General features: G+C 74.7%; 24 protein-coding genes. 8 read left to right on the top strand and 16 right to left on the bottom strand.

Annotated features, from left to right (window positions below):
- Positions 1-142: 142 nt before the first annotated feature.
- The gene (locus OO48_RS39665) at positions 143-3352 is read right to left on the bottom strand and encodes an AfsR/SARP family transcriptional regulator (RefSeq protein WP_051731947.1); all 3210 of its coding nucleotides are present in this window, start codon (positions 3350-3352) and stop codon (positions 143-145) included.
- A 211-nt stretch (positions 3353-3563) separates the two neighbouring features.
- Here OO48_RS39665 and OO48_RS10115 point away from each other — a divergent pair, with 211 nt between their 5' ends.
- Positions 3564-4853, top strand: coding sequence for a flavin-containing monooxygenase (locus OO48_RS10115; protein ID WP_033214477.1), 1290 nt, complete (start codon positions 3564-3566; stop codon positions 4851-4853).
- A 137-nt stretch (positions 4854-4990) separates the two neighbouring features.
- On the opposite strand, the gene OO48_RS10120 is transcribed toward OO48_RS10115, so the two are convergent.
- From OO48_RS10120 to OO48_RS38170, 10 genes are all read right to left on the bottom strand, one after another.
- Complete coding sequence (locus OO48_RS10120) at positions 4991-6100, bottom strand: tryptophan dimethylallyltransferase family protein (RefSeq protein ID WP_245194578.1); 1110 nt, start codon at positions 6098-6100, stop codon at positions 4991-4993.
- Between the two features lie 240 nt (positions 6101-6340).
- Entirely contained in the window at positions 6341-7663 is a 1323-nt protein-coding gene (locus tag OO48_RS10125) for a cytochrome P450 (protein ID WP_033214318.1), read from the bottom strand.
- 15 nt (positions 7664-7678) lie between these two features.
- Positions 7679-8290, bottom strand: coding sequence for a GTP-binding protein (locus OO48_RS10130; RefSeq protein ID WP_033214319.1), 612 nt, complete (start codon positions 8288-8290; stop codon positions 7679-7681).
- Complete coding sequence (locus tag OO48_RS10135; protein WP_033214321.1) at positions 8265-8645, bottom strand: DUF742 domain-containing protein; 381 nt, start codon at positions 8643-8645, stop codon at positions 8265-8267. The genes OO48_RS10130 and OO48_RS10135 overlap by 26 nt, the downstream gene beginning before the upstream one ends.
- On the bottom strand, positions 8642-9043 hold the full coding sequence (locus OO48_RS10140) for a roadblock/LC7 domain-containing protein (protein ID WP_033214323.1): 402 nt from the start codon (positions 9041-9043) through the stop codon (positions 8642-8644). Before OO48_RS10140 ends, OO48_RS10135 begins: the two co-directional genes overlap by 4 nt.
- Positions 9040-10287: an ATP-binding protein gene (locus OO48_RS10145; RefSeq protein WP_033214325.1), complete on the bottom strand. Its 1248-nt coding sequence runs from the start codon at positions 10285-10287 to the stop codon at positions 9040-9042. The genes OO48_RS10140 and OO48_RS10145 overlap by 4 nt, the downstream gene beginning before the upstream one ends.
- Before the next feature lie 363 nt (positions 10288-10650).
- Positions 10651-10941 (bottom strand): hypothetical protein, encoded by a 291-nt coding sequence (locus tag OO48_RS10150; protein ID WP_033214326.1) that lies wholly within the window; start codon positions 10939-10941, stop codon positions 10651-10653.
- 95 nt (positions 10942-11036) lie between these two features.
- Positions 11037-11657 (bottom strand): hypothetical protein, encoded by a 621-nt coding sequence (locus OO48_RS10155; protein ID WP_051731948.1) that lies wholly within the window; start codon positions 11655-11657, stop codon positions 11037-11039.
- Positions 11658-11730: 73 nt separating this feature from the next.
- A complete protein-coding gene (locus tag OO48_RS10160) occupies positions 11731-13260 on the bottom strand; it encodes an LCP family protein (protein ID WP_033214327.1) in 1530 nt (509 codons plus the stop codon).
- Between the two features lie 264 nt (positions 13261-13524).
- The gene (locus OO48_RS38170) at positions 13525-13752 is read right to left on the bottom strand and encodes a hypothetical protein (RefSeq protein ID WP_033214328.1); all 228 of its coding nucleotides are present in this window, start codon (positions 13750-13752) and stop codon (positions 13525-13527) included.
- A gap of 163 nt (positions 13753-13915) precedes the next feature.
- On the opposite strand from OO48_RS38170, the gene OO48_RS36085 reads away from it, so the two are divergent.
- Complete coding sequence (locus tag OO48_RS36085) at positions 13916-15115, top strand: ROK family transcriptional regulator (protein WP_051731949.1); 1200 nt, start codon at positions 13916-13918, stop codon at positions 15113-15115.
- A gap of 217 nt (positions 15116-15332) precedes the next feature.
- On the opposite strand, the gene OO48_RS10175 is transcribed toward OO48_RS36085, so the two are convergent.
- The 3 genes from OO48_RS10175 to OO48_RS10185 form a co-directional block, all read right to left on the bottom strand.
- The gene (locus OO48_RS10175) at positions 15333-16574 is read right to left on the bottom strand and encodes an RNA polymerase sigma factor (protein ID WP_033214329.1); all 1242 of its coding nucleotides are present in this window, start codon (positions 16572-16574) and stop codon (positions 15333-15335) included.
- Positions 16571-16924 carry a YciI family protein gene (locus OO48_RS10180; RefSeq protein ID WP_033214331.1) on the bottom strand — a complete coding sequence of 118 codons (354 nt, stop codon included), beginning with the start codon at positions 16922-16924 and terminating at the stop codon, positions 16571-16573. Before OO48_RS10180 ends, OO48_RS10175 begins: the two co-directional genes overlap by 4 nt.
- A 151-nt stretch (positions 16925-17075) precedes the next feature.
- On the bottom strand, positions 17076-17876 hold the full coding sequence (locus OO48_RS10185; RefSeq protein ID WP_033214332.1) for a GNAT family N-acetyltransferase: 801 nt from the start codon (positions 17874-17876) through the stop codon (positions 17076-17078).
- Between the two features lie 83 nt (positions 17877-17959).
- On the opposite strand from OO48_RS10185, the gene OO48_RS10190 reads away from it, so the two are divergent.
- The 6 genes from OO48_RS10190 to OO48_RS10215 all read left to right on the top strand — a co-directional run bounded on the left by OO48_RS10190 (position 17960) and on the right by OO48_RS10215 (position 21715).
- Positions 17960-18412 carry a MerR family transcriptional regulator gene (locus tag OO48_RS10190; protein ID WP_051731950.1) on the top strand — a complete coding sequence of 151 codons (453 nt, stop codon included), beginning with the start codon at positions 17960-17962 and terminating at the stop codon, positions 18410-18412.
- A 22-nt stretch (positions 18413-18434) separates the two neighbouring features.
- Positions 18435-18758, top strand: coding sequence for a thioredoxin (gene trxA, locus OO48_RS10195; RefSeq protein ID WP_033214333.1), 324 nt, complete (start codon positions 18435-18437; stop codon positions 18756-18758).
- 105 nt (positions 18759-18863) lie between these two features.
- Entirely contained in the window at positions 18864-19901 is a 1038-nt protein-coding gene (locus OO48_RS10200) for a membrane protein (RefSeq protein ID WP_033214334.1), read from the top strand.
- Positions 19902-19955: 54 nt separating this feature from the next.
- The gene (locus OO48_RS10205; protein ID WP_033214335.1) at positions 19956-20378 is read left to right on the top strand and encodes a MarR family winged helix-turn-helix transcriptional regulator; all 423 of its coding nucleotides are present in this window, start codon (positions 19956-19958) and stop codon (positions 20376-20378) included.
- A gap of 42 nt (positions 20379-20420) precedes the next feature.
- Positions 20421-20837: a PPOX class F420-dependent oxidoreductase gene (locus OO48_RS10210; protein WP_209439459.1), complete on the top strand. Its 417-nt coding sequence runs from the start codon at positions 20421-20423 to the stop codon at positions 20835-20837.
- Positions 20838-20926: 89 nt separating this feature from the next.
- Complete coding sequence (locus tag OO48_RS10215) at positions 20927-21715, top strand: MerR family transcriptional regulator (RefSeq protein ID WP_033214336.1); 789 nt, start codon at positions 20927-20929, stop codon at positions 21713-21715.
- Between the two features lie 7 nt (positions 21716-21722).
- Here OO48_RS10215 and OO48_RS10220 read toward each other — a convergent pair whose 3' ends face one another.
- Together OO48_RS10220 and OO48_RS10225 are read right to left on the bottom strand one after the other, a co-directional pair.
- Positions 21723-22739: a helix-turn-helix domain-containing protein gene (locus OO48_RS10220; protein WP_033214338.1), complete on the bottom strand. Its 1017-nt coding sequence runs from the start codon at positions 22737-22739 to the stop codon at positions 21723-21725.
- A gap of 388 nt (positions 22740-23127) precedes the next feature.
- A complete protein-coding gene (locus tag OO48_RS10225) occupies positions 23128-24621 on the bottom strand; it encodes an aminopeptidase P family protein (RefSeq protein WP_033214340.1) in 1494 nt (497 codons plus the stop codon).
- Between the last annotated feature and the right edge of the window lie 87 nt (positions 24622-24708).

The following is a 24708-nucleotide window of genomic DNA, read 5'->3' on the forward strand; positions in this document are numbered from 1 at the left end:
GGTCGGGTGCGGGTGGGGTGCGACCACCGTAAGGAGCCGGGCTGTGCGATCGGCCGGAGCGGAACCAGAAGCAGGGCGGGGTCCTGCAACCCGGCTGAGCTGGGACGATGCGGCGGAGCGGAAGTTTCGTGGAACTTCCGGGTCAGCGCGGCGGGGTTCCGCCCGCCTCCCGGGCGATCCGCAGCGCCTCCCGGCGGTGCCGGACGGCGTCGGCGTCGGCCCCGAGGGCGGCGGCGGCGAGGGCGAGGACGAGACGGGTCCTGGCCTCGCCCGGGCGGTGGCCGGTGGTCCGGTGCAGGGCGAGCGCGTCGGCGCCGAGGGCCAAGGCGGTGTGCGGCTCGCAGAGCCGGACGTGGACGCGGGCCAGGACGGTGAGCGCGTCGCCTTCGAGCATCCGGTACTCGGCGTCGCGGGCGAGGGCCCGGGCGCGTTCGGCGGTGCGCAGTGCGGCCGGCGGATCGGTTCCGAGCCGGGCGGCGGCCAGGCCGGCCAGGGCGGCGGCCTGCGGGTGCCGGTCGCCCGAAGCCTCGGCCGACCGCAGTGCCTCGTGGTACGCGGTGGCCGCCTCGGCGGGGCGCCGGGCGCGCAAGTGTGCTGCGGCGAGGGCGAGTTGCGCGTTGGCCTCCAACGCCCGGCTGCGCCCGGCCCGGGCGGCGGCGAGCGCGCTGTGGGCGAGTAGCCGCCCGGTGGCGTGGTCGCCGAGGTCGGTGTGGGCGCAGGAGAGGCAGCTCAGCGCGACGGCCTCGCTGAACCGGTTGCGGTGCTGCCGGTGCACCGGCAGCGTCCCGCCGATCTCCCGGATCGCCTCGCCCGGCCGTCCGAGCGCCCGCTGCACGACGGCCAGGTTGGTCCGGGCGATGGCCTCCCGGTCGCTCGCGCCGCCGCTGAAGCCGTCGGGGCCGCCGGAGCCGCCGGAGCCGCTGAAGCCGTCGGGGCCGCCGGAGCCGCCGGAGCCGCTGAAGCCGTCGGGGCCGGTGATGTCGTCGGGGTGCGGGCCGCCGCGCCGCCCGGCGAGGACGAGCGGGGCCGGGTGGGGCGTCGCCTCGCTCCCGGGCGCCGGGCGTCGCGTGCCGCAGACCCGGGCGGCGGCCTCGTCCAGCTGCTGCCGGTCGATCGGTCGGCCGGTGTCGCCCGGACGCCCGGCATCGACCAATTGATCACCGACAGTCTGCTGGTCGACGCCGGGCAGTGGATCGACGTCGACCACCGCCGGTTCGCCGCGCTCCGCCGCCAGCCCCGCCGCGTACGGGTGGAGCAGGCCGGGCAGCCGGTGGTGGCCGGGGGGATCCTCCCGGACGAGGTGGGCGTCGGCCAGGCGGGCCAGCAGGGCGGCGGCCCCGGCGGGGTCGGTGGCGAGTGTGCCGACGGCGAGCGCGGTGGCGGCGTCGGTGGTGAGGCCGGTGGCGGGGGCCCGGCCGAGGAGGCGGAACATCCGGCGGGCGGGGGCGGACAGGGCGCGGTAGGAGCGGTCGAAGGCGGCGCGCAGGCCGGTGCTCGGGTCGTCGGCGAGGTCGAGTCGGGCGAGCAGCCCGGCGTCGGGGCGGGCGGGTGCGTAGTCGGCGAGCGCGGTGGTGCGGGTGGTCAGGTGGGCGGCGGCGAGGCGCAGGGCCAGGGGGAGGCCGCCGCAGGCCCGGACGAGGCGGCGGGCGGCGGCCGGTTCGGCGGCGACCCGGTCGGGGCCGAGGACGGTGCCGAGCAGCAGGACGCCCTCGGCCGGGTCGAGCGCGTCGAGGGTGAGGCGGCGGGCGCCGTCGCCGGCGAGCAGGCCGGTGAGCCGGGTGCGGCCGGTGACCAGGACGGCGCAGCCGGGGGCGCCGGGGAGCAGCGGGCGGACCTGTTCGGCGTCGCGGGCGTCGTCGAGGAGGACCAGCAGGCGGCGGTCGGCGAGCAGGGTGCGGTAGAGCGCGGCGGCCTCGTCCGGGTCGGCGGGCAGCCGGTCGGGCGGCGTGCCGAGGGCGCGCAGGAAGCGGGCCAGGACCTCGTCCGGGTGCGGGGCGGGCCGGTCGGAGTGGCCGCGCAGGTCGGCGAAGAGCTGTCCGTCCGGGAAGCGGTCGCGGTGCCGGTGCGCCCAGTGCGCGGCGAGGGCGCTCTTGCCGGTGCCGGGCGGGCCGACCACCACGAGGAGCGGCGGGCGGGCGGCCGGGTCGCCGGGGTGGCCCGGGCCGGCCGGCAGCAGCGCGTCGAGCTCGCCCAGCTGCCGCTGCCGTCCGACGAACCTCCCGGTGGTCGGCGGGAGTTGGGCCGGCCTCGGAGGGGTGGCGGGGGCGCCGGGGGACGTGGAGGCGGTGCCGAGGGCGCGCGGGGCGGCCGGCCCGGCACCGGAGGAGGGGCCCGGCCGGCCGCGCAGGACGCGCAGGTGGGCGTCGTGGAGTTCGGGGCCGGGGGCGACGCCGAGTTCCTCGTCGAGCCGGGCGCGCAGCAGGGCGTAGGTGTCGAGGGCGGCGGCCTGGCGGCCGCTCGCGGCGAGGGTGAGGATCAGCCGGGCGTGCAGCCCCTCGTGCAGGGGTTCGGTGTGGGCCAGTTCCCGCAGCAGCGGGACGGAGTGGTCGGGGCGGCGCAGCAGCAGGGCGGTGTCGGCGTGCAGCAGGGCGGCGCGGATCCGGCGCTCGTTGGCGGCGACCGCGGCGGGGTGCCGGCGCAGGGCCGGGTCGGCGTCGGCGAGGACGGGGCCGCGCCAGTGGCGCAGGGCGCGGGTGAGGTCCTGGTGGGCGGCGTCCGGGTCGGGGGCGTGCCACAGGCAGGTGGTGCGGGTCAGCAGGTCGTCGAACCGGCCGAGGTCGGTGCGGTGCCGGGGCAGGCCGAGCCGGTAGCCGGTGGGGGTGCGGACCACGCCGGCCGCGGGGTCGTCCGGGTCGTCGGGGCTGAGCAGGCGGCGCAGCCGGCTGACGTGGGTGTGGACCAGGCTCTGCTGCGAGTCGGGCGGGCCGGCCGGCCACAGGGTGTCGGTGATCTCCTGCCGGGTGGCGGCGGCGGGGTGGGTGAGCGCGAGCAGTCCGAGCAGGCGGCGCAGGGTGGGGCTGCCGATCGGGACGGTGGCGCGGTCGCGGCGCAGCAGCAGCGGGCCGAGCAGCAGCAGCGCGGTGCGCCCGGCCCCGGGGTCGCGGTCGTCGCCGGTGGCGGCGGCGCGCAGCGCGGCGGCCTGGCCGGTGGTCAGGCCGAGCGCGTCGGCGAGCCGCCGGACGGTGCGCTCGCGCGGCCGCCGGACCCGGTCGTGTTCGAGGTCGCGCAGGGCCCGGGCGCTGAGTCCGGCCCGGGCGGCGGCGGCCTGCTGGCTGATCCCGGCGCGGGTGCGCAGTTCGCGCAGCAGCGGGCCGAAGGCGGACGGGTCGCCGTCCGTCCCGTGCTCCGTCATGCCGCCCCCTCGCTCCCGGACGATCAGTGTGGGCTCGGCCCGCCGCCCCCGGCAAGGCGGTCGGGACGGGCCGGGGCCGGTCGAAGTGGCGCGCGGAGCCCGGAAGGTGTCCAGAAGACACCTGGGAAGGCATGTGAAGGCTGCATATGCTGAGGCGTCAAGATCGCTGGGGGAGCGGTCGGTTCGCTATCGACACTGCATGGAGGCCGTGGTGACTGTCTGTGTGATCGGTGCGGGTCTGTCCGGTCTGGCGGCGGCGTACGCGCTGCACGAGGCCGGGTTGGACTTCGTGTGCCTGGAGAAGTCCCCTGGCGTGGGCGGCATCTGGCGGCGGTCGGCGGCCGGCGAGCCCGGTCCGGCGTACCGGGCGCTGCACCTGAACAGCGCCCGCCAGCTGACCTGCTTCGAGGACTTCCCGATGGGGGAGGACATGCCGCTGTACCCGAGCCACCGTGACATGGCGGCGTACCTCGCGGAGTTCGCCGAGTGGGCGGGCCTGCTGCCGCACGTGGAGTTCCGCACCGAGGTGGTGTCGGTTCGGCAGGACGGCGCCGGGGCCTGGACGGTGGTCAGCCGGGACGGGCGCGGCGCGGAGTCCGTCCGGACCTTCGAGCAGGTGGTGGTGGCGGCGGGGCACCACGACGTGCCGCTGCTGCCCGATCCGCTGCCGCCGGGCTCGGAGACGTTCACCGGGCGGATGCTGCACTCGATGGACTACGTGGACGGCGCCGAGTTCGCCGGCCGGCGGGTGGTCGTGGTGGGGCTGGGCGCCTCGGCGGTGGACATCGCCTCGGACGTGTCGCGGCACGCCGAGCGCACGGTGCTCTCGGCGCGCAACGGCCAGCACATAGTGCCCAAGCAGCTGTTCGGCATGTCGGTGGACCTGATCGCGGCGGCGCCGTGGTTCAGCTCCAAGTCGCTGACGGAGCAGCAGGACTTCATCGACGAGGCGCTGCGGGTGGCGCGCGGCCCGCTGTCCGGGTACGGCCTGCCGGAGCCGCCGAACCGGATCTTCCAGTCGCCGGTGACGGTCTCGGACGAGATCCTGCCGCGGATCCGGCAGGGCGCGGTGCGGCCGCGTCCGGGGATCGAGTCGCTGTCCGGGGCGTCGGTCCGCTTCACGGACGGGAGCACGGAGGAGGCGGACGCGATCGTGTTCTGCACCGGGTTCGGCTGGCGGATGCCCTTCCTGGAGGCGGACCACCCGGCGGGCGGGCAGGGCCCGGTGCGGCTGTACCGGCGGGTGGTGGACCCGGACCGGCCGGGGCTGTACTTCCTGGGTCTGATCCGCCCGGTGGGGTCGATCACCAGGCTGGTGGAGGCGCAGGCGCGCTGGGTGGTGCGGCTGGTCAGGGGCGAGTCGGTGCTGCCGGCCGCGGACGTGATGCACAAGGAGGTCGACGGCTTCCTGGAGGGCATCGACCGCCGGTACGGGCTGTCGGCGGGTGCCTCGGTGCACGTCGACGTGAACGGCTACCTGGGCCAGTTGGCACAGGCCTAGGCCCTGGGCCGCAGCGGGAGGATCGTCGGGATGCCCGTGGTACAGGGGGACACGGGTCTCCTTCGGCAGCTGCGGCCGTCACCGGGAACGCGGCGGGCGTGCGGTCGGTGCTCGGTCAGCGGTCGGTCACCGGCCGGTCAGCGGGCGGGCCGCGGTCCGGCCGGCCGCCCGTTGGGCCGGCGGACCCGGTACGCCTCGGAGGACAGGTACGCGGTCAGCCGGGGGGCGTGGCCCTGCTGGTGGACCATGGCCAGGTAGGCGATCAGGCCGACGCCGTCCTCCAGCCGACGCGGGGTGAGGGCCCCCAGGGCGTCGCGGAGCAGGTCGGGGAGGATCCCGTACCGGGGCAGCAGGCGTTCGGCGCGGCCGAGCACCTCGTGGTCGTCGCGGGCGTAGTCGCGGACCGGGACGTGCAGGGTGAAGCCGCTGGGACGGTCCGCCGCCGGGTCGGTGAAGGAGTGGCAGGCGAGCACGGGGCGGCGGTCGAAGACGCCGTCCCGTCCGGCGGGCAGTCCGGCGGCGGTGTGCAGGAAGGCCTCGGCCTCGGCGGGCGCGGGGCCGTCGGCCATCCGGTTGAGCGCGCCGACGGCGGAGGCCCGCAGCCGGTGGTGGGCGGTGTACACCTTCAGCCGGGGGGCGGCCCAGTCGCCGAGGTCGAGTGCGAACAGCAGCAGTCGGTCGGCGGGCGGCAGGCTGTCGTACGCCCGGTGGTGGCCGAGCCGGCGCAGCGCCTCGCGCACGGTGGCTCCGGCCCGGTCGGGGCCGGCCGCGGCGGGGTTGAGGTAGGCCTTCATCCGGGGGGTGCCGCCGGGGGTCAGTTCCAGGGTGATCCAGAGCGCGAAGTCCCCCTGTGGGTCGTCGGGCAGGAAGAGGTCCTGGACCAGGTCGAGCTGTTCGGTGGAGATGCCCCAGCGCCGGGCGAGTCCGTGCAGGGCGCGCAGGCCGAGCCGGCTGCTCTCGGCCAGGGTGCCGAAGCCGCTGGAGGGCTCGAACAGGACCCGCAGCGAGGGGGCGGCCCCGGGGGAGAAGGAGAGCGAGAACTCGACGGGGGTGTGGTCGTCGGAGAGGAAGGTCGGGGCGGCGGGCGGCAGGTCGAGCGAGCGGCGCACCACGGGGCCGAGCGCGTCGGTCAGGGCACGGGCGTAACCGGCGGAGACGCCCGAGTCCAGGCCCACCAGTTCGCACAGCGACAGCAGTTGACGACCGGTGTGACTTCCGACGGTCCGTCCGGAATGTGCGGGAGCCAACAGAGATGTCCCCCGGCCCTGGGGCCGGGGGACATCGGTGCGGCGGAGGCGGCCGTCGGGCACGGCGGGCCCGGGGAGGAGCGGGCTGCGGGTCTCGGCGGCGTCTCTGGATATGTGGTCCACGACACCCTCCTGTTCTCCGGTCATCGGCGCCATGGCATATGGCGCAGGCATTCGCGGTGATTACCCGGGTTTATCAGGGTTCATGCCGGAATCACGGCCGCATAAATGTTGTGAAGGTCACCTGCCCAACCAGTTGAGGAACTGGCTCCAACGCCCTCCCTTGGCGCCCGGCTGCTGGGCCTGGGTCGGCTGGGCGGCCTCGGCGGACTGCGGGCGCTGGGCGGCGGCCTGCGGGGTGAACCGGACGGGCAGCGAGACCAGGGCGCGGTTGAACGGGCCGGGACGCCAGTTCAGGGTCTCCTCGGGGACGGCCAGTTCGATGTCCGGCAGCTGGTTGAGCAGGTTCTCCAGCGAGGTCATGGCGATCTGCCGGGCCGGGTCCTTGGACGGGCAGGCGTGCGGACCGGCGCTCCAGGCCAGGTGCGCGCGGCTGCTGGCGCGCCGCTCGGCGGCCAGGATCGGGCTGCTGTTGGCGGCGGCGTAACTGACCATCAGCAGGTCGCCCGCGTGGACCTTCTGGCCGGCGAACTCCCCGTCGGCGACGGGGTAGTGCGGGCCGAGGTTGGTGATCGGCGGGTTCTCCCACAGGGTGTCGTCGATCGCCTCGTCGATCAGGCCGCCCTGGTGCGCGTAGGCGTCGTGGGTGAGCAGCCGGTGCAGGGTGTTGCCGAGCAGGTTGCCGAGCGGTTCGACGCCGGCGCCCAGCAGCAGCGTGAGCTGGTGGACCATCTCCTCGTCGGTGAGCTGGGAGTGGTGCTGCAGCAGCCAGGAGGTGACGTCCTCGCCGGGACGGCTGCGCTTGAGCGCGATCAGCTCGCCGATCGCGCCGAACGCCACCTGGGCGGCCTTCTCGGCGTTGATGCCGTCGAACATGCCGGAGATGCCGAACATCACCCGGTCGCCGATGTCGGCGGGGCAGCCGAACAGCTCGTTGAAGACGAACAGCGGCAGCTGCTTGGCGTAGGAGCTCAGCAGGTCGGCGGAGCCGCGGTAGCCGAACTGGGCGATCAGGAAGTCGGAGACCTGCCGGGTGCTGCGGGCCAGTCGGCGCTGGTCGATCCGGGCCATGCAGTCGGTGATGGCCTGGCGCAGCCGCAGGTGCTCGACGCCGTCCGAGAACAGGGCGTTCGGGCGGTGCAGCAGCAGCTGCAGCACGGGGCTGTTGGCCGGGATCCGGCCCTCGTTGAGGTCCCGCCAGCGCCGGGCGTCCCGGCGGTAGGCGGTCGGGTCCTGCAGCAGCTGCAGGGCGGCCGAGTACTCGGTGACCAGGGTGGCGTTCACCCCGGGGGCGAGTTCGACCGGAGCGGTCGGTCCGTAGTGCCGCAGGTAGTCGTAGTACGACTGCGGGTCCGCGGCGAACTCGGCCCCGTACAGCGGCACTCGGCCGCCGTGGGCCGGGCACCCGGGCGGGGGCACCGGGGCGGGGGAGTGAGTGTCCATGGCTGCGTGTTGCTCCTAGCTGGCGCGGTCCAGCAAATAGCGGACGAGAGTGGTGAGTGCGGCGGCCGACGACTGCTCGTTGCGTGCGTCGCAGGTGACGACCGGGGTTTCGTCGAGCAGGTCGAGTGCCTCCCGCAGCGCCCTCTCGGCGCGCTCCGGGTTGCCGTCGAAGTGGTTGACCGCGATGGCGTAGTCCAGCCCGTACTGCTCGATCAGGTCGATGACGGGGAAGGAGTCGGCGAGTCGCTCGGGGTCGACCAGGATCAGTGCGCCGAGGGCGCCGCGGGCCATGTCCTCCCACATCTGGACGAAGCGGGTCTGGCCGGGGGTGCCGAACAGGTACAGCACCACGCGATCGCTGAGGGTGAGGCGGCCGAAGTCCAGGGCCACTGTGGTGGTGGTCTTGCCCCGGACGCCCTTGAGGTCGTCGACGGCCTCGGCCGCCTGGGTCATGGTCTCTTCGGTCGACAGCGGCTCGATCTCGGAGATCGAGCCGATGAAGGTGGTCTTGCCGACCGCGAAGTGGCCGACGACGAGGATCTTCACGGCGGTCTGGGTGGCGCCGTCCGCGACGTAGGCGTCGGTCGTCAGGCCGCGCCGGTCACCCGAACTTGCGGTGGAGCCCATTGAGCACCTCCTCCAGAAGTTCCTTGTCGGCGTTCCGGGCCCTCGGGACCGGCGGACGGGTCATCAGGTGACCGCTCTCGGTGAGCGAGGCCAGCACGATGCGGACCACGCCCAGCGGGAGCCGGGTGTGGCCCGCCACCTCGGCGACCGACAGGTAGCCGGCCGAGCAGATGTCGAGCAGCCGCTGCTCCTCCGGCGTGAGCCGGTTGAGCCGTCGGCCCTCCTCCGGGGTGGCGGTGACCAGGGTGATCAGGGACAGCTGCTGCTCGTCGGGCAGCTCGCGCCCCTTGGTGATGATGTAGGCGCGGACTAAATCCGCCGGCTCGAACTCGAAGTCCTCGCCGCCCGCCCTCACCGGCGGGCCCCGAGGTCCTCGCGGGGCGGCGCGGCGAGGAACTTGCCGAGCTGGCCCACGAGCTGCTGCATCCGGAAGGTGATGTCCTGCATGTCGACGTCCGGCAGCGCGGAGACGCCCAGGTAGGCCCCGTCACCGGCGGAGATCAGGAACACCCAGCCGCCGTCGAATTCGACCAGGGTCTGCTGCCAGCGCTGGGTCGGGTTGTCACAGAAGAAGCCGAGCGAGCGGCTGAGCGACTGCACGCCGCTCATCGCGGCGGCCACCCGGTCCGCGTTGTCCTTGTCGATGTCCCTGGTGCGGGCCATCAGCAGGCCGTCGGCGGAGATCAGGACCGCGTGCAGGGCCCCCGGGATCTCCAGAGCGCTGTCGAGCATCCAAGACAGATCGTCGTTCACGAGAACTCATGCCCTTCACTGCTTGCACCGCGGGTGCTGGTCGTCTGGTCCTCGTCGTCCCGCTGGGTGGCGCGACCGGACCGGGTGCCGCGCTGGAAAGCCCCCAGGATCGCCGCGGTCTGCTCCCCGGAACGGGAGGCGGGTGCGCCGTGAGGGGCGGTTTCGGTCGTCGGGACGATCGCCATCGGCCGCTTGCGGCGGCGGATCGGCAGCCCGTCCTCGGTGGAGCCGTACGACTCGGGTGCCGGGGGAGGGACCGCTGCGGGCAGCGCGGCCGGCTGCGCTGCCGGACGCGACACGGGTGCGGGCGCCGGGGCCTGGACGGCCGGCTGTGCGCCGGGGCGGGGGGCCGCGGCGGCGGGCACCGGGACGCGCCGCTCCGGCACGGCGGTCAGCAGTTCGTGCGGCAGCAGCAGCACGGAGCGGACACCGCCGTACGGGGAGGAGGAGTCCACCGAGACCTCGAAGCCGAAGCGCTCGGCGAGCACGCCGATCACGGCGTGGCCGAACTGCGGCGGGTTGCCGAGACCGCCGACGCCGGTGACCCGGTCGGTGGACAGCAGCCGTTCGGCGCGGGCCCGTTCCTCGTCGTTCATGCCGACGCCGGCGTCGTCCACCACGATCACCACACCCTTGGGCACGGTGCGGATGTTGATCTCCACCACGGTGTCGGGGCTGGAGTAGGACGTCGCGTTGTCGAGCAGCTCGGCCAGCGCCAGGGCGACCGGCTCCACCGCGCGGCTGGAGACGCCGAAGTCCACCTGGGAGAGGATCTCCACCCGGCGGTAGTGGCGGATACGGCCCTGGGCGGAGCGCACCACGTCGTACACCGAGGCGATGTCGCGGTGGCGGCCGAGCCAGCCGCCGCACAGGACGGCGATGGACTGGGCGCGGCGGCCGAACTGCGAGTTGGTGTGGTCGACCTCCAGCAGGTCCTGGAGGATCGCCGACTCGCCGTACTTCACCTGGAGCCGGGAGAGGATCAACTGCTGTTCCGCGGCGAGGCCCTGGAGTGTCCGCATGGCGGACTTCAATACCGTTTTGGTTGCCTCGTCGGCTTGCTCCTGAGCGGAGGCGACCGACTGCGTATAGTGGTGTTCCAGGTCGGTGTAGTGCTCCCGGAGCCCGCTGATCTCCTGCCGGAGTGCCGCGGATGCCTTGCGCTGGCGGACCACGACGAGGACCGCGGCGGCCAGGACGAGGAAGAGAACCCAGAGCAACGGGTCCGCTGTGTATTTCGTCATAAGACTCTCTTCAGGCGACTGGCGGCCGACTGCTGAATCCCCGTCATCGCAGGGTGAACCCGCCGCTCCCCCAAGCGGGATGATCGTATCATCGGGCGAACGGGTGAACGATCGTCCACTTTGATGTGAAGATCCGTCTCCTACCGGGTGGACGCGGGTAGTTGGAACCCCAGGTCAGTGCCCTGATCCTGCGTCAGCCGGGTTCGCGGCGGGCCGCTCCGGCCCGCGCACCGCCTCCCACCGGGCCGTTTACCACAGGGCGGGGCGGGATGCGGGAACGACGCGCCAGGTCCGCGGTTTTCCGGCGAAACGTCGGTCGGCGACCCCCCGGGCCTGCTAGGCGGGGGTGCGGCGGGAAGAACGTCACACCGCGCAATGCCCCGTCCATCCGCGGACACCCGGCGGTACCCGCGGGTGGGCGTCGGACACCAGGTCTCCACGGAATCCGACGCCTGCGCGCACCGCGCCCAGCGCGTCCAGCACCTCGCACGCGGCCCTGCCGTCGCTGCGCGCCACGATGGTGAGGACCGGCTTGGTGGCGGTGGCGCCGGACTTGTGCGGGCACTGGCCGGGCCGGGCGATGCTCGCGTCGTCGTGCGGGCCGAACAGCCGGTGGGCGCCCATGCCGATCGCGCCGAGGCCCACCGCGACCACGGTCAGGACCTGCCGTGGCCGCCGGCGCGGCACGGCGCGCCCCGTAGCCGCCTGGGGGCGCGTACACGATCGGCCGGTCGGTCGCTGACGCGGAGTCAGCCCGCAGGCCGGTCCACGGTGTCCGGCCCGGCCAGCAGGAACGGCCGCAGGCCCCGCTCCAGCAGGGCGGTGCGCCAGGCGGTGCGGGCGTCGGCGACCAGCCGCCGGCGGTCCGGGGCGCCCGGCGGGTCGGCGCGCCGCCAGGCGGCGGTCAGCAGCAGGCCGATCAGCCCGGTCAGCGCGCCGGCCACCGCGACGGCGACGGTGGTCCAGGCGGCGGTGCGCAGCGGCGCGGTGAGTCCGACGTGCGGCCGGGACAGGCCGAGGACGGCGCCGAGCAGGAAGAACACGGCGGCGGCGCTGCCGCTGACGACCGGCACCACCAGGGCCAGCGCCCCCAGCCAGCCGGTCAGCCGCTCGCCCGGGGCGGCGCGCCGGGCCGGCGGTTCCGGCTCGGCCTCCCGCAGTCGGCGGTAGGCCAGGTACTCCGGCCCGGCGGCGGCCAGGATCCGGGCCGAGTGCTGCCGGGCCAGCGTCCGCAGCCGGGCGGCCCGCCCCGGGTCGTCGGCCAGGGCCAGTGCGGCCCGCACCACCGGATCGGCCAGGGCCCGGCCGAGGACGTACTCGAAGTCGGCCCGGTCCTGCCGGGTGGGGCCGTCACCGGTGTGCTGGTCCATCGCCGTTGTCCCCCGTGAGTGGCGGCGTGCTCGTACGGGTGCGCGGTTCGGTCGCGGGCTCCGGTCGCGGGCCTCAGCCGTAGGTGAGGTCGGAACAGGCGTCGTCGTCGGCGGAGCGGGCCTGGCTGACGCTGGTGGGCAGCGGGCCGGCGGGCACCGGCGGGGCGGCGGTGGTGCCGCCGCCGGCGGCGTAGTCGGCGCCCAGGGTGAGCGCGACCCCGGCCCGGCGGCCGGGCTGCAGGACGGCGCCGGGGAACAGCGCGGCGACCTTCTCGGCCTGGGCCTTCTCGCCGGGCCCGTACTCGACCAGGGTGCCGCGGTGGGTGCGGGAGGCGGCGTTGGCCCGGCCGGTGGCGGTGAAGCCGGAGCCCTCCAGCGCCTCGGCGGCCCGGGTGGTCAGCCCGGGGGTGTCGGTGCCGTTGTAGACGGCGACCTCGATGCCGGCACCGTCGGTCCGCGGCGTCGCGGCGGACGCCGAGCCGGAGGCGGTGGGGCCCGGCTCGGCGGAGGGGCCGTCGGCGGGCGGGGCGGAGGCGTCCTGCCCGTCCAGGGTGCGGTCGCTGCGGAGCGCGGCCCACAGCTGGTCGACGTCGGGGTGCACCAGGGCGACGCGTTCGCCCTGGTAGCGCCAGGGCACGGTGAGGAACTTGATGTCGTGCAGGTCGACGTTCTTGAGCGACACGGCGAAGTCGATCAGCTTCGCGGCCGAGCCCAGGCCCTGGTCCACGGTGAGCGCCTTGGTGGCGGCGTCGGCCAGCGGCAGCAGCGCGGTGGGGTCCATGCCCTGCGACTTGACCTGCTTGATCAGCGAGGAGAGGAAGGCCTGCTGCCGCTTGGTGCGGCCGATGTCGGAGCCGTCGCCGAGACCGTGCCGGATCCGGACGTAGTCGAGCGCGGCCTGGCCGGAGATGGTCTGGTGCCCGGCCCTGAACAGCTCCTTGCCGCGGTGCCCGAGGTTGGGGTCGAGGTCGCCCTCGTAGACGTCCTCGGGCAGGCAGACGTCGACGCCGCCGACGGCCTTGGTCATGTCGGCGAAGCCCTGGAAGTTGACCACCACGGTGTGGTCGATCCGCAGTCCGGTGAGCTTCTCCACGGTGTTCTGGGTGCAGGCCGGGTTGCCCTGCTCGGTGTCGCCGACCGAGAAGGCACTGTTGAACATGGCGCTGGGCCGGCCCTTGGTCCAGGTCTTGTCCGGCAGCATGCAGGGCGGGATCTCGACCAGCGAGTCGCGCGGGATGGACACCCCGACGGCGTGCCTGTGGTCGGCGTAGACGTGCAGCAGGATCGCGGTGTCCGAGCGGGCTCCCCCGTCCTCGCCGCCGCCGAGGTCCTTGTTGGCGCCGTCGCGCGAGTCGGAGCCGATCAGCAGCAGGTTGACGGGGGTGCGTCCCTGGGCGTCGGCGCTCGCGGCGGCGGGGCGGTCCCTGCTGACGCCGTCCTGGCCGAAGGTGCTCAGGTTGCCGTTCAGCCGGTAGTAGACCAGGCCGCCGGCCAGGACGGCCAGCGAGACCGTGCCCGCGGTCGTCCACAGGGCGATCCGCCGCGTCCGGTGGCCCCGGCCCCGCGTGCCGCCGTCACCGCCCTTCGCCCTGCCTGCGGACATGGCGCCCCCTCACCCGTTGCCGTCGGCCGAACTTCTACATGGCTGTAGAAGTCGAGCGAAGCATACAAACCCGGCCGGACGAAGTCACACCCGCGCGCGACCGACCGACCGGGCGGAGGGAGCCGGCTGCCCGCGGGCGGCGGGCGGGGTTCCGGGCGGGCGCGGTGGTCGACGCGTCGGCGGGCGGGCCGGAAGTCGACGGGGCGGGCGGGTGCGGGCACCCCGGAACGGCGGATCCCCCGTCGGCCGGGGCCGGGCGGGGGATCAGTGGGTGCGGAGCAGTCCCAGGTGGACCACGGTGACCTGGGCCAGGTCCAGGTCGGCGTCGCGGCGGTGCCTGCGGGCCTCGGCCGATTCGGCGCGCTCGATCGCCTCGCGGCGGGCGTCCTCCTCCTCGGCGGCGTCCACGATGAACAGGTGGCGGCCGGAACGGACCTCGTTGGCGTGTGGAATCTCGACGCACCAGCGATGGCGGCTCTGGGTGGCGTTCATCGGCCTTCCTCTCCCGGCGCGTCCCACGTACCGGCGTATGAGGTGCTACTGCTCTGCCCTAGACCATAGGTATAGGCCAATTCGTCCGTCAAGAGGACGAGCAGACTGTCAAATAATCCGTTCAACGGTGAAAATGGGCCGGGAGTCCGCTACCGTTCCGTGCATGACAGCCCCCGCCACCTCGGCCCCCTCGGCCCGACGCCTGCGCACCCGGGCCGCGCTGCTCGCCGTCCTCGGCGAACACGGCACGCTCAGCCGCGCCGAGATCAGCCGGCTCACCGGGCTCTCCCGCTCCGCCGTCAGCAGCGCCGTCACCGACCTGCTCGACGAAGGGCTCGTCAGCGAGACCACCGCTCCCACCGCCGCCGACCTCGCCCGTCCCGCCGGACGGGGCCGCCGCGCCGCCGCCGTCACCCTGCGCCGCGCCCACGCCCTGGTGCTCGCCTTCGACTTCGGCCACACCCACGTCACCGCCGCCGTCGCCGACACCGCCGGCACCGTCCTCGGCGAGGCCACCGCCCACCTCGACGTCGACAACCACCCGCGCGAAGTCCTCGACGCCGCCCGGATCCTCGCCGACCGGGCCCTCGGCGCCGCCGGACACCGGCTCGAGGAGATCACCGCCATCGCCGCCGGCATCCCCGGCGCCCTCGACACCCGCACCAACGTGGTCCGCGCCCCCTCCACCCTCTCCCAGTGGATCGGCATGGACCCCGCCGCCGAACTCGGCCGGGTCTTCGACCGCCCCGTCACCGTCGGCAACGACGCCGAGATGGGCGCCCGCGGCGAACGCGCCTACGGCACCGGCCGCACCGTCAACGACCTCGTCTACGTCAAGGCCTCCACCGGCATCGGCGCCGGACTCCTGCTCGACGGGCGGATCTACCGCGGCGCCAGCGGCATCTCCGGCGAGATCGGCCACATCCAGCTCCCCGACACCGGCACCTGGTGCCGCTGCGGCAACCGCGGCTGCCTGGAGTCGGTCGCCTCCATCGTCGAGGTCCGCCGCCGCCTGGTCCACGTCCTCGCCCCCGGCGCCCGCCCCGACGAAGCCGTCGACCTCCCGCCGCTCGACCACCTCGCCGACGTCCCCGCCGCCGCCCGCGTCATCGGCGAGGCCGGGCGCACCATCGGCCGCGTCCTCGCCGACCTGGTCAACTGCCTCAACCCCGCCGCCATCATCATCGGCGGCGAACTCGGCCAGGCCGGTGCGCCCCTCGTCCACGGCATCCGCGAATCCGTCGACCGCTACGCCCAACCCGCCGTCGCCGAAGCGGTGGACATCCGGGCCAGCCGCCTCGGCCTGCGCTCCGAGCTCTACGGCGCGATCGACGCGGCCGTCGCCATCGCCACCACCCGCTGAGCCCCGGCCGACAGCCGTCGGGGCGACGGGACGGGAGGCCCGCCGAGCCACCCGCCGCACGGCGGAACCCCGGACGGTGCGACCGCTGCGCGGGCCCGGGCAGGAGAACGCCGGGCGCCGCCGCGTGGCGGCCTTCCGGCCCGCGGTCCGTGCCGGGTGAATGCCGTCAGCCGTCAGCCGTCAGCCGTCAGCCGCCGGCCGGCCGCATCCCGGTGGCTCACCGCGGGTGCCTGGCCCGGTCCGTGAGGTAGCGGCGTTCCGGGAGGCTGGGGGCGAGGGCCGCCGCGCGGCGGAAGGCCTCGGTCGCGGCCGGGGAGTCGCCGCTGCGCAGCAGCAGCTCGGCGCGGACCGCGTGGTAGCGGTGGTGGCGCGACAACTCGCTTTCCAGTGCGGCGAGTTCCCTCAGGGCGAGCTCGGGGCCGCGGACTTCGGCCACGGCCACCACCCGGCTCAGCGCGGCCATCGGGCCGGGGGCCACCCGCAGCAGCAGGTCGTACAGCGCCAGGATCTGCGGCCAGTCGGTCGCCGCGACGTCCGGCGCCTCGTCGTGCAGGGCCGCGATCGCCGCCTGCAACTGGTACGGCCCGACCCGGCCGGCCGGGAGGGCGCGTTCGACCAGGGCGGTGCCCTCCGCGATCGCCGCCGCGTCCCAGCGGCCGCGGTCCTGTTCCGGCAGCGGCACCAGCTCGCCGTCCGGGCCGGTGCGGGCCGGGCGCCGGGCGTCGGTGAGCAGCATCAGCGCCAGCAGGCCCATCGCCTCGGCGTCGTCGGGCAGCAGCCGGTGCAGCAGCCTGGTCAGCCGGATCGCCTCGTCGGAGAGCCGGGTGACGGTCAGGTCGTCGCCCCCGGTGGACGTGTATCCCTCGTTGAAGACGAGGTACAGCACCTGCAGCACCTCGCGCAGCCGCCCGTCCCGCTCGTCCGGGCCGGGCAGCGCGAACGGCAGGTCCGAGGAGCGGATGGCCTGCTTGGCCCGGCTGATCCGCTGCGCCATGGTCGCCTCCGGGACGAGGAACGCCGCCGCGATCTGCGCGGTGCTCAGGCCGCCCACCGCGCGCAGCGTCAGCGCGACCCGGCTCGGCGCGGTCAGCGCCGGGTGGCAGCACAGGAACAGCAGTGCCAGCGAGTCGTCCCGGTCGGCGTCGGGCCCGGCATCGGCCGGGCGGCCCAGCAGCTCGGACTGCGGCGTCGCCAGGAACAGCCGCTCCTCGCGCTCGCGCCGCGCCCGGTCGGCCCGCACCAGGTCGACCAGCCGGCGCGAGGCCACCGTCACCAGCCAGCCGCGCGGGTTCTCCGGCCGTCCGTCCCGGGGCCACTGCTCGGCCGCGGCGAGCAGCGCCTCCTGCACCGCGTCCTCGCAGGCGTCGAACGCCCCGGAGTGGCGCCGCAGCAGCGCCGCCAGGACCTGCGGCGCGAGTTCGCGCAGCAGGCCCTGGTCGGTGCGGGCGGTCGGGCTCACTCGGCCTCGTGCAGGATCGGCCACAGCTCGACCGGCTCGCGGTCGGCCCACGGCATGTCGGCGGCGATCTCCAGCGCCCGCTCCTCGCTGTCGACGTCGAGCAGGTAGAAGCTGGCCATGTACTCCTTGGTCTCCAGGTACGGGCCGTCGCTCACCACCGGCAGGCCCTCCTGGCGCCGCACCAGCCGGCTCACCGCGGCGTCGCCGAGGCCGTACGCCCCGATCAGCTCGCCGCTCTCCTGGTAGCGCTTGTTGAAGGCGTCCTGCTGGGCGATCGCCTCCGACCACCCCTCGGCCGGCAGCGAGTCCCACTTCTCCTGGTTGCCGTAGGTCATCAGCAGGTACTTCACGTGGACCACTTCCTCGTCTGGCTCGTGCGGTGTCGTGCTTGCGTCCAGTGGTCGGAGCCGGGCGGGCGGATCTCTACACGCCGCCGGGGGAAATCTTCGAGGATTTTTCCGCCCGGTCCGCCCGGTCCGCCCGGTCCGCCACCGGCGCGGGTCAGGCGGCGGTCGGGGTCCAGACGTACGGGGTGGTGGTGGTCACGGCGTGCATGCCCAGGCGGCGGAGGATGGGGGCGCTGTCGGGGGAGGCGTCGACCTGGAGGTAGCGGATGCCGTGGTCGAGGGCCCAGCGGGCGCGCTGGGCGACCAGGGCGCGGTAGATGCCGCGGCCGCGCCAGGCGGTGAGGGTGGAGCCGCCCCAGAGGCCGCCGAACTCGGTGCCGGGGGTGCGGGTGAGCCAGGCGGCGGAGACCACCTCGGGGCGCGGGCCGCCGGTCTCGGCGACCAGGGCGAGGAAGCCCTCGGTGTCGGCCGCGCGGGAGGCGAGGTCGTCGGCGAGCCAGGACCAGTCCTCGTCCCAGACCTCGGTCTCCATCGCGGCGATCCGCCGCATGTCGGCGGGGTCGGTGACCCGGCGGACGGTGATGCCCTCGGGGGCGGGAGCGGGGGCGGCGAGTTCGTCGGCGAGGCCGATCAGGACGGTCTCCGACTCCTCGCCGACGAAGCCGGCGGCGGTGAGCCGGTCCGGGAGGTCGGCCGGGAGGTCGTGGCCGCGGGTCTTCCACTCGACGGACTCGCCCCGGGCGGCGAAGAACTCCCGCTGGCGGACGATCAGTTCGTCGAGTTCGGCGCCGCGCAGCCCGAGGTCGGGGCGGGGGGAGGTGACGAAGCCGCGGAAGCCGCCGTACTTGCGCAGCAGCGGGCCGTCGCTGTCGCGGGTCTCGCCGTCGCGGACGGCGCCGAGACCGCGCATGTGCTCGTCGTAGGCCGCGAGCAGGGCCGTGGTCAGTTCGGTCACCAGGCGAGCGTAACGATCACCGCAAGGGGTTTCTCCGGGTCGGGGCTGGCGTTGACGCCGGGGTGAAGGTCTAGCGTCGTGGCATGCGGATCGGCGAACTGGCACAGCGGGCGGGCACCACCACCCGGGCGCTCCGTTACTACGAGTCGCGGGGGCTGCTGCCCGCGCGGCGCGGGGGCAACGGGTACCGGGCCTACGACGAGGAGGATCTGCGGCTGCTGCGGCAGATCAGGGTGCTGCAGGACTTCGGGTTCGAGCTGGAGGAGACCCGGCCGTTCGTGGAGTGCCTGCGGGCGGGGCACCCGGCGGGCGACTCGTGCCCGGCCTCGTTGGAGGTGTACCGGGCGAAGCTGGCCGAACTGGACGCGATGGTGGCCCGGTTGAGCGAGGTCCGGGAGGTGCTGGCGGGCCAGTTGGCGCAGGCCGAGGCGGCCCGCGACGCGCTGGCCGGTTCCGGTTCCGGCGAGCCGCGCTGCGAGCTGGCCCGCGCCGGGGAGCCGCCCCGCGCCGGGGAGCCGTTCCGCACCGAGGAGTGACGACGAGAGCGAGGAGGCCGCGATGGGCGGCGTGCGCAGTGTGACGGACCGGGACTTCGCGAGCGAGGTGCTGGCGGCCGAGGGGCCGGTGCTGGTGGAGTTCACCGCCGAGTGGTGCCCGCCGTGCAAGCAGCTGGCGCCGGTGCTGGCGGAGCTGGCCGAGGAGCAGGCGGGGCGGCTGGCGGTGGTGGCGCTGGACGTGGACGCGAACCCGGAGACCCGGATCGCGTACGGGGTGCTGTCGATGCCGACGCTGATGGTGTTCAAGGGCGGCGAGCCGGTGCGGTCGATGGTGGGGGCGCGGGCGAAGAGCCGGCTGCTGCGGGAGATCGACGACCTGCTGTAGGCGGGTGAGCCGCGCCACAGGGGCGGGTCGGGAATGGAAGCGGGACAGCTGTCCGTTGTAGAGTGCAACCAGATATTAGTTGTACTTTCCAACCATGGAGCTGTGATGTCCTCGCTGTCAGCGGTGTCCCGCCCCGCCCTGCGGCACGTCTTCACCCACCTGGTCACACCCCTGCTGATGTGCCTCGGGATGGGGATCGCGTACCTCTCGGCCTTCCACGCCCCCGCCCCGCACCAACTGCCGGTCGCCGTGGTCGGCCAGGGCCCGCAGGCCCAGGTGCTCGCGCAGACGCTCAAGGACAAGGCCGGCGACGGGCTGGACGTCACCACCGCGACCGACGCCGGCACCGCCCGGCAGCGGCTGCTCGACCGCGACCTGGTCGCCGCGTACGTGCCGGACGCCGACGCGCCGACCCTGATGGTGGCCACCGCCAACTCGGACACCTCGGCGACCGTCGCCGAGAAGGTGTTCACCGAGGTCGCCGCCCAGCAGGGCAAGCCGCTGGCCGTCCAGGAACTCACCCCGCTGCCGGCCGGCGACCGGACCGGGCAGGGCCTGTTCTTCCTGATGGTGGCGCTGAGCATCGGCTCCTACGGCTCGGTCGCGGTGCTCGGCGCGGCCGGCGCGGCGCTGGCGACGCGGGTGCGGGCACTGCTCGGCCTCGGCGTGGCGCTGGTGGTCAGCCTGATCGGCCTCGCGCTGGCCGGCCCGGTGTTCCACCTGGTCGACCACGGCCTGCTCGGCATCTGGGCGATGAGCTGGCTGTACGCGGCGGGCATCATCGCGATCGGCACCGCCCTGCACACCTTCCTCGGCCGGTGGACCACGCTCACCATGATGGCCCTGTTCGTGATGCTCAACTTCACCAGCTCCGGCGGCATCTTCCAGCCCGAACTGCAGAACGGCTTCTTCGGCGCGCTGCACTCCTTCTGGAACGGCGCGGGCTTCCTGGAGGGCGTCCGCGACCACGTCTACTTCGGCGGCCGGGCCGGGCTCGGCGGCCACGTCGCCACCCTGTTCGGCTGGCTCGCGGCCGGCGCCGCGCTGCTCCTGCTGGCCGCCCGCACCGAGGGCCGGCGGGCCCGGGCGCTGGCCGCCGAGCAGCCCGCCGAGGAGGAGATGGAGGAGGCGGTCGGCGTCTGAGTGCGGCTACCCCTACCGTGGTCCGCAACACCGCACGACGAAGGAGCCACCGCCATGCCCGACCGCGACGCCGCGCTGGAGACCATCCAGCGCGAGCTGACCGCGTTCGCCCGCCGGGCCCGCCACAAGGCAGCCCAGCTGCACCCCGAGCTCTCGCTGGTCACGTACAGCATGCTCGACCTGGTCAAGGAGCGCGGTTCCTGCCGGGGTGCCGACCTGGCGGCGCACTTCATGCTCGACAAGTCCACCGTCAGCCGGCAGGTCGGCGCGCTGGAACGGCTCGGGCTGCTGGGCCGCAAGGCCGACCCGGACGACCAGCGCGGGCAACTGCTGCACCTGACGGACGCCGGCGAGCAGCTCCTCGCCGAGGCGTACGAGCAGCGGCGGCGGGCCTTCACCGACCGCTTCACCTCCTGGGGCGACGAGGACCTGGACCGGTTCGCCGCCTACCTGGTCCGCTACGGCGAGTCCGAGTAGGCGGCCCGGGCAGGAGCCGGGAGGATGGCGGCCATGCCCACCATGACCGAGCCCGAGTGGCGCGCCTTCCTCTCCCACGGCACCCGCACCGGCAAGCTCGCCACCACCCGCGCCGACGGCCGACCGCACCTCGCCCCGATCTGGTTCCTGCTGGACGGCGACGACCTGGTGTTCAACACCGGCCGGGACACCGTCAAGGGCCGCACCCTGCGCCGCGACGGCCGGGCCGCGCTCTGCGTGGACGACGACCGGCCGCCGTTCGCGTTCGTGCTGGTCGAGGGCGTGGCCTCGGTCAGCGAGGAGCCGGCCGAGGTCCGGCACTGGGCGGGCCGGATCGCCGCCCGCTACATGGGCGAGGAGCGGGCCGAGGAGTACGCCGCCCGCAACGGCGTCCCGGGCGAGCTGCTGGTGCGGCTGCGGATCGGCAAGGTGCTCGCCCAGAGCGGCGTCGCGGACTGAGGCCCGGGGTCGCCCGGACCGGCGCGCTTGACCCTCACGTCGCGTCAGGCCCCAGGCTGGTCGCAACAGCGGCGGGAAGGAGGAACGCGATGGACGGGGGCTACACGGTCGGACGGCTGGCGGCGGTCGCCAAGGTCACGGTGCGCACCCTGCACCACTACGACCGGATCGGCCTGCTGTCGCCGAGCGGCCGCACCCCGGCCGGCTACCGGCGCTACAGCGAGGCCGAGCTGGACCGGCTGCAGCAGATCCTGTTCTACCGCGAACTCGGCTTCCCGCTGGAGGAGATCGCGGCGATCCTGGACGACCGGACGGTCGGCCCGAGCGAGCACCTGCGCCGGCAGCGCGAGCTGATCGGCGACCGGATCCGCAAGCTGGAGGAACTCGCCGCGGCGGTCGAACGAGCGATGGAGGCGAGGACCTTGGGGATCCAGTTGACCCCGGAGGAGAAGTTCGAGGTGTTCGGCAAGGACTACCAGGAGGACTGGGAGGGCGAGGCCGAGCAGCGCTGGGGCACCACCGACGCCTGGAAGCAGTCCCAGCAGCGCACCGCCCGCTACACCAAGGCGGACTGGGAGCGGATCAAGGCCGAGACCGACGGCATCAACGACGCCATGGTGGCGGCGCTCACCGCCGGCTCCGCCCCGGACGGCGAGCAGGCGATGGCGATCGCCGAGCAGCACCGGCGGCACATCGGGCTGAACTTCTACGACTGCGGCCCCGCGATGCACCGCTGCCTCGGCGACATGTACGTCGCCGACCCGCGGTTCACCGAGACGTACGAGAAGCTCGCCCCCGGCCTGGCGCAGTGGCTGCGGGACGCGATCCACGCCAACGCCGACCGGCTGGAGCGGCTGGAGCGGGAGGGGCAGGACTGACGACGGCTCAGGCGGCCCGGCCGAAGGTGCGCCGGTAGGCGGTCGGGGAGGTGCGCATGGTGCGGCCGAAGTGGTGGCGGAAGGTCGCCGCCGACTCGAAGCCCACCGCCGCGGCGATCTCCTCCACGCTGCCCTCCGGCGACTCCAGCAGCGGCAGGCTGGCCGCGATCCGCTGGACCGCCACCCACCGCATCGGGCTGACCCCGTTGCGGGCGGTGAAGTGCCGCAGGTACGAGCGGTCGGACATGCCGGCCGCCCGGGCCAGCAGCGGCACGGTCAGCGGCCGGGCGAGGTGGTCCAGCGCCCAGCGCATCGAGCGGGCCACCCCGTCCTCCGGCTCCTCCACCGGCCGCACCGCGGCCTGGATGAACTGGGCCTGCCCGCCGTCCCGGTGCGGCGGGACGACGAAGCGGCGGGCGACGGTGTTGGCGACCTTGGCGCCGTGGTCCTGCCGGACCAGGTGCAGGCACAGGTCGATGCCGGCGGCGCTGCCCGCGCTGGTCAGCACCTGCCCGTTGTCGACGTACAGCACGTCCGGGTCGACCCGGACGTCAGGGTGGCGGCGGTGCAGCTCCGCCGCGTACCGCCAGTGCGTGGTGGCGGGCAGGCCGTCCAGCAGTCCGGCGGCGGCCAGCGCGAAGGCGCCGGAGCAGATCGACACCACCCGGGCGCCGCGGGCGTGCGCGGTGCGCAGCGCGGCCACCACGGCGGGCGGGACGTCGCCGTACGGGTCGGGCACCCCGACCACCACGACGGTGTCGGCGGCGGCGAGCTCCTCCAGGCCGTGCCGGGGCGTCAGGGAGAACCCGCCGACCGCCTCCAGCGGGTGGCCGGGGCGCTCGGCGCACACCCGGACGTCGTACCAGGGGGCGGCGAGCAGCCCGGCGAGCTCGGGCCGGGCGAGGGCGAACACCTCGACCACCACCCCGAGTTCGAACGGGGCCATGCCCGCGAAGGCGTACACCGCGACGGTGTGCACCGGCGCCGGGCGCCTTCCGATGGTGATGGGCACGGGCTCGGCCATGTGGTGCTCCCGGGGCGGCCGTCGGCGGTTTCGCGCCGAGTGTAGCGGCCCGGACGGCGCCGCCGCCGGGGGCGCCGCCCGGATGGACGGATGCGCACGGACGGTGGCGCGGGCTGGTCGGACGGGGACGGAGCGCGGCGGAAAACCCTTGGAACCGGGGGACGGCCTCCCGGGAGGATGGGCGTCGACACTCGGGGGCCGGTGCGGCCGTCCCCCGTCCCGCTCTTCCACCACCACGTCCGGAGAAGCTCAGATGCCCACGCCGACCCGTGTCCGTTATGCGAAGAACATCACCGTCTGCTCGGCCGCCTCGGGCTGGGGCCGACGCCACTGAGCACGCCGGAGCCCCCGCCGGACAGGCCGCGCGGGGGCTCCGGGGCGGGCCGGGTCAGGAGGTCAGCGAGGCCATCCAGGCCTCCACCTCGTCGGCCTGCCGGGGCAGGCCCGCGGAGAGGTTCTCGTTGCCGTCGGCGGTGACCAGGATGTCGTCCTCGATCCGGACGCCGATGCCGCGGTACTCCTCGGGGACGGTCAGGTCGTCGGCCTGGAAGTACAGGCCGGGCTCGACGGTCAGCACCACGCCCGGCTCCAGCACCGCGTCCACGTAGTCCTCCCGGCGGGCGTGCGCGCAGTCGTGCACGTCCAGGCCGAGCATGTGGCCGGTGCCGTGCAGCGTCCAGCGGCGCTGCAGGCCCAGCTCCAGGACCTTCTCCAGGTCGTACACCGAGGCGTCGATCAGGCCCCACTCCAGCAGGTGCCCGGCGAGCACCCGCTGCGCGGCGTCGTGGAAGTCGCGGAACAGCGCGCCCGGCCTCACCGCGGCGATGCCCGCCTCCTGGGCGTCGTACACCGCGTCGTAGATCTTCCGCTGCAGCGGGGAGAACCGGCCGTTGACCGGCAGGGTGCGGGTGACGTCGGCGGTGTACAGGGTGTGGGTCTCCACGCCCGCGTCCAGCAGCAGCAGCTCGCCGGGGCGGACGTCGCCGTCGTTGCGCACCCAGTGCAGGGTGGTGGCGTGCGGGCCGGCCGCGGCGATCGTGCCGTAGCCGACGTCGTTGCCCTCGACCCGGGCGCGGCGCCAGAAGGTGCCCTCGATCCAGCGCTCGGAGGTGGCGACGGCCCGGTCCAGCTCGCGCACCACGTCGGTGAAGCCGTTGACGGTGGCGTCGCAGGCGGCGCGCAGCTCGCCGATCTCCCACTCGTCCTTGACCCGGCGCAGCCCGGACAGGAACACCGTCAGCTCGTCGTCCTTCTCCGCGTCGAGCTGCCCGGCCAGGGCGGCCTCCAGCGCGGCGTCGTAGCCGCGCACGATCCGGGTCGGGACGGTGGTGGCGGCCAGCTCCTCGGCGGCCTTGCGGACGTCGCGCACCGGCAGGCCGTACAGCTGCTCGGACTCGGCCAGCGAGTGCCGGCGGCCGACCCACAGCTCGCCCTGGCCGCTGAGCCAGAACTCGCCGTTCTCCCGGTCGGAGCGCGGCAGCAGGTACAGCGCGAACTCGTGGCCGCCCTCGACCGGCTCGCCGACCAGGACGGCGTCCTCGGTGCGGTTGCCGGTCAGGTGGACGTACTCGCTGGCGGCCCGGAAGGCGTACTCGGTGTCGTTGGCGCGGGTGCGCAGGTTGCCCGCGGGCACCACCAGGCGCTCGCCGGGGAACGCGGCGGAGAGCTTCGCTCGGCGCGCGGCCGCGTACGGGGCCTGGACGTCGGGCTGCAGGCCGCGCAGCTCGGTGTCGGCCCAGCCGGTGCGCATGGACGCGGCGAGCTCGTCCGAGACGCCGTCGTACAGGCCGTTCTTGCGGCTCTTGACCGGCTGCTCGTCCTTCTCGCCCTCGGCGGAACCCTCGGGGTTCTCGGACACCGCCGGGCTGCGGTCCTCGGTCACTACGTCGCCTCCTCGCGCGCGCTGCCGCCCGCCCGTCCCCGGGTCGCGGGGCGTGCGGGCGGATGTCGCCCCCATGGTACGTAGGGC

It is taken from the genome of Kitasatospora phosalacinea (genome assembly GCF_000716545.1).
Classification (GTDB): domain Bacteria; phylum Actinomycetota; class Actinomycetes; order Streptomycetales; family Streptomycetaceae; genus Kitasatospora; species Kitasatospora phosalacinea.

What these genes read in the sequence shown, in the direction of transcription:
- OO48_RS39665 (WP_051731947.1), bottom strand. Translation starts at nt 3,352, where the DNA reads ATGACGGAGCACGGGACGGACGGCGACCCGTCCGCCTTCGGCCCGCTG.
- OO48_RS10125 (WP_033214318.1), bottom strand. Translation starts at nt 7,663, where the DNA reads ATGGACACTCACTCCCCCGCCCCGGTGCCCCCGCCCGGGTGCCCGGCC.
- OO48_RS10130 (WP_033214319.1), bottom strand. Translation starts at nt 8,290, where the DNA reads ATGGGCTCCACCGCAAGTTCGGGTGACCGGCGCGGCCTGACGACCGAC.
- OO48_RS10145 (WP_033214325.1), bottom strand. Translation starts at nt 10,287, where the DNA reads ATGACGAAATACACAGCGGACCCGTTGCTCTGGGTTCTCTTCCTCGTC.
- OO48_RS10155 (WP_051731948.1), bottom strand. Translation starts at nt 11,657, where the DNA reads ATGGACCAGCACACCGGTGACGGCCCCACCCGGCAGGACCGGGCCGAC.
- OO48_RS10160 (WP_033214327.1), bottom strand. Translation starts at nt 13,260, where the DNA reads ATGTCCGCAGGCAGGGCGAAGGGCGGTGACGGCGGCACGCGGGGCCGG.
- OO48_RS38170 (WP_033214328.1), bottom strand. Translation starts at nt 13,752, where the DNA reads ATGAACGCCACCCAGAGCCGCCATCGCTGGTGCGTCGAGATTCCACAC.
- OO48_RS36085 (WP_051731949.1), top strand. Translation starts at nt 13,916, where the DNA reads ATGACAGCCCCCGCCACCTCGGCCCCCTCGGCCCGACGCCTGCGCACC.
- OO48_RS10190 (WP_051731950.1), top strand. Translation starts at nt 17,960, where the DNA reads ATGCGGATCGGCGAACTGGCACAGCGGGCGGGCACCACCACCCGGGCG.
- trxA (WP_033214333.1), top strand. Translation starts at nt 18,435, where the DNA reads ATGGGCGGCGTGCGCAGTGTGACGGACCGGGACTTCGCGAGCGAGGTG.
- OO48_RS10200 (WP_033214334.1), top strand. Translation starts at nt 18,864, where the DNA reads ATGTCCTCGCTGTCAGCGGTGTCCCGCCCCGCCCTGCGGCACGTCTTC.
- OO48_RS10205 (WP_033214335.1), top strand. Translation starts at nt 19,956, where the DNA reads ATGCCCGACCGCGACGCCGCGCTGGAGACCATCCAGCGCGAGCTGACC.
- OO48_RS10210 (WP_209439459.1), top strand. Translation starts at nt 20,421, where the DNA reads ATGACCGAGCCCGAGTGGCGCGCCTTCCTCTCCCACGGCACCCGCACC.
- OO48_RS10215 (WP_033214336.1), top strand. Translation starts at nt 20,927, where the DNA reads ATGGACGGGGGCTACACGGTCGGACGGCTGGCGGCGGTCGCCAAGGTC.
- OO48_RS10220 (WP_033214338.1), bottom strand. Translation starts at nt 22,739, where the DNA reads ATGGCCGAGCCCGTGCCCATCACCATCGGAAGGCGCCCGGCGCCGGTG.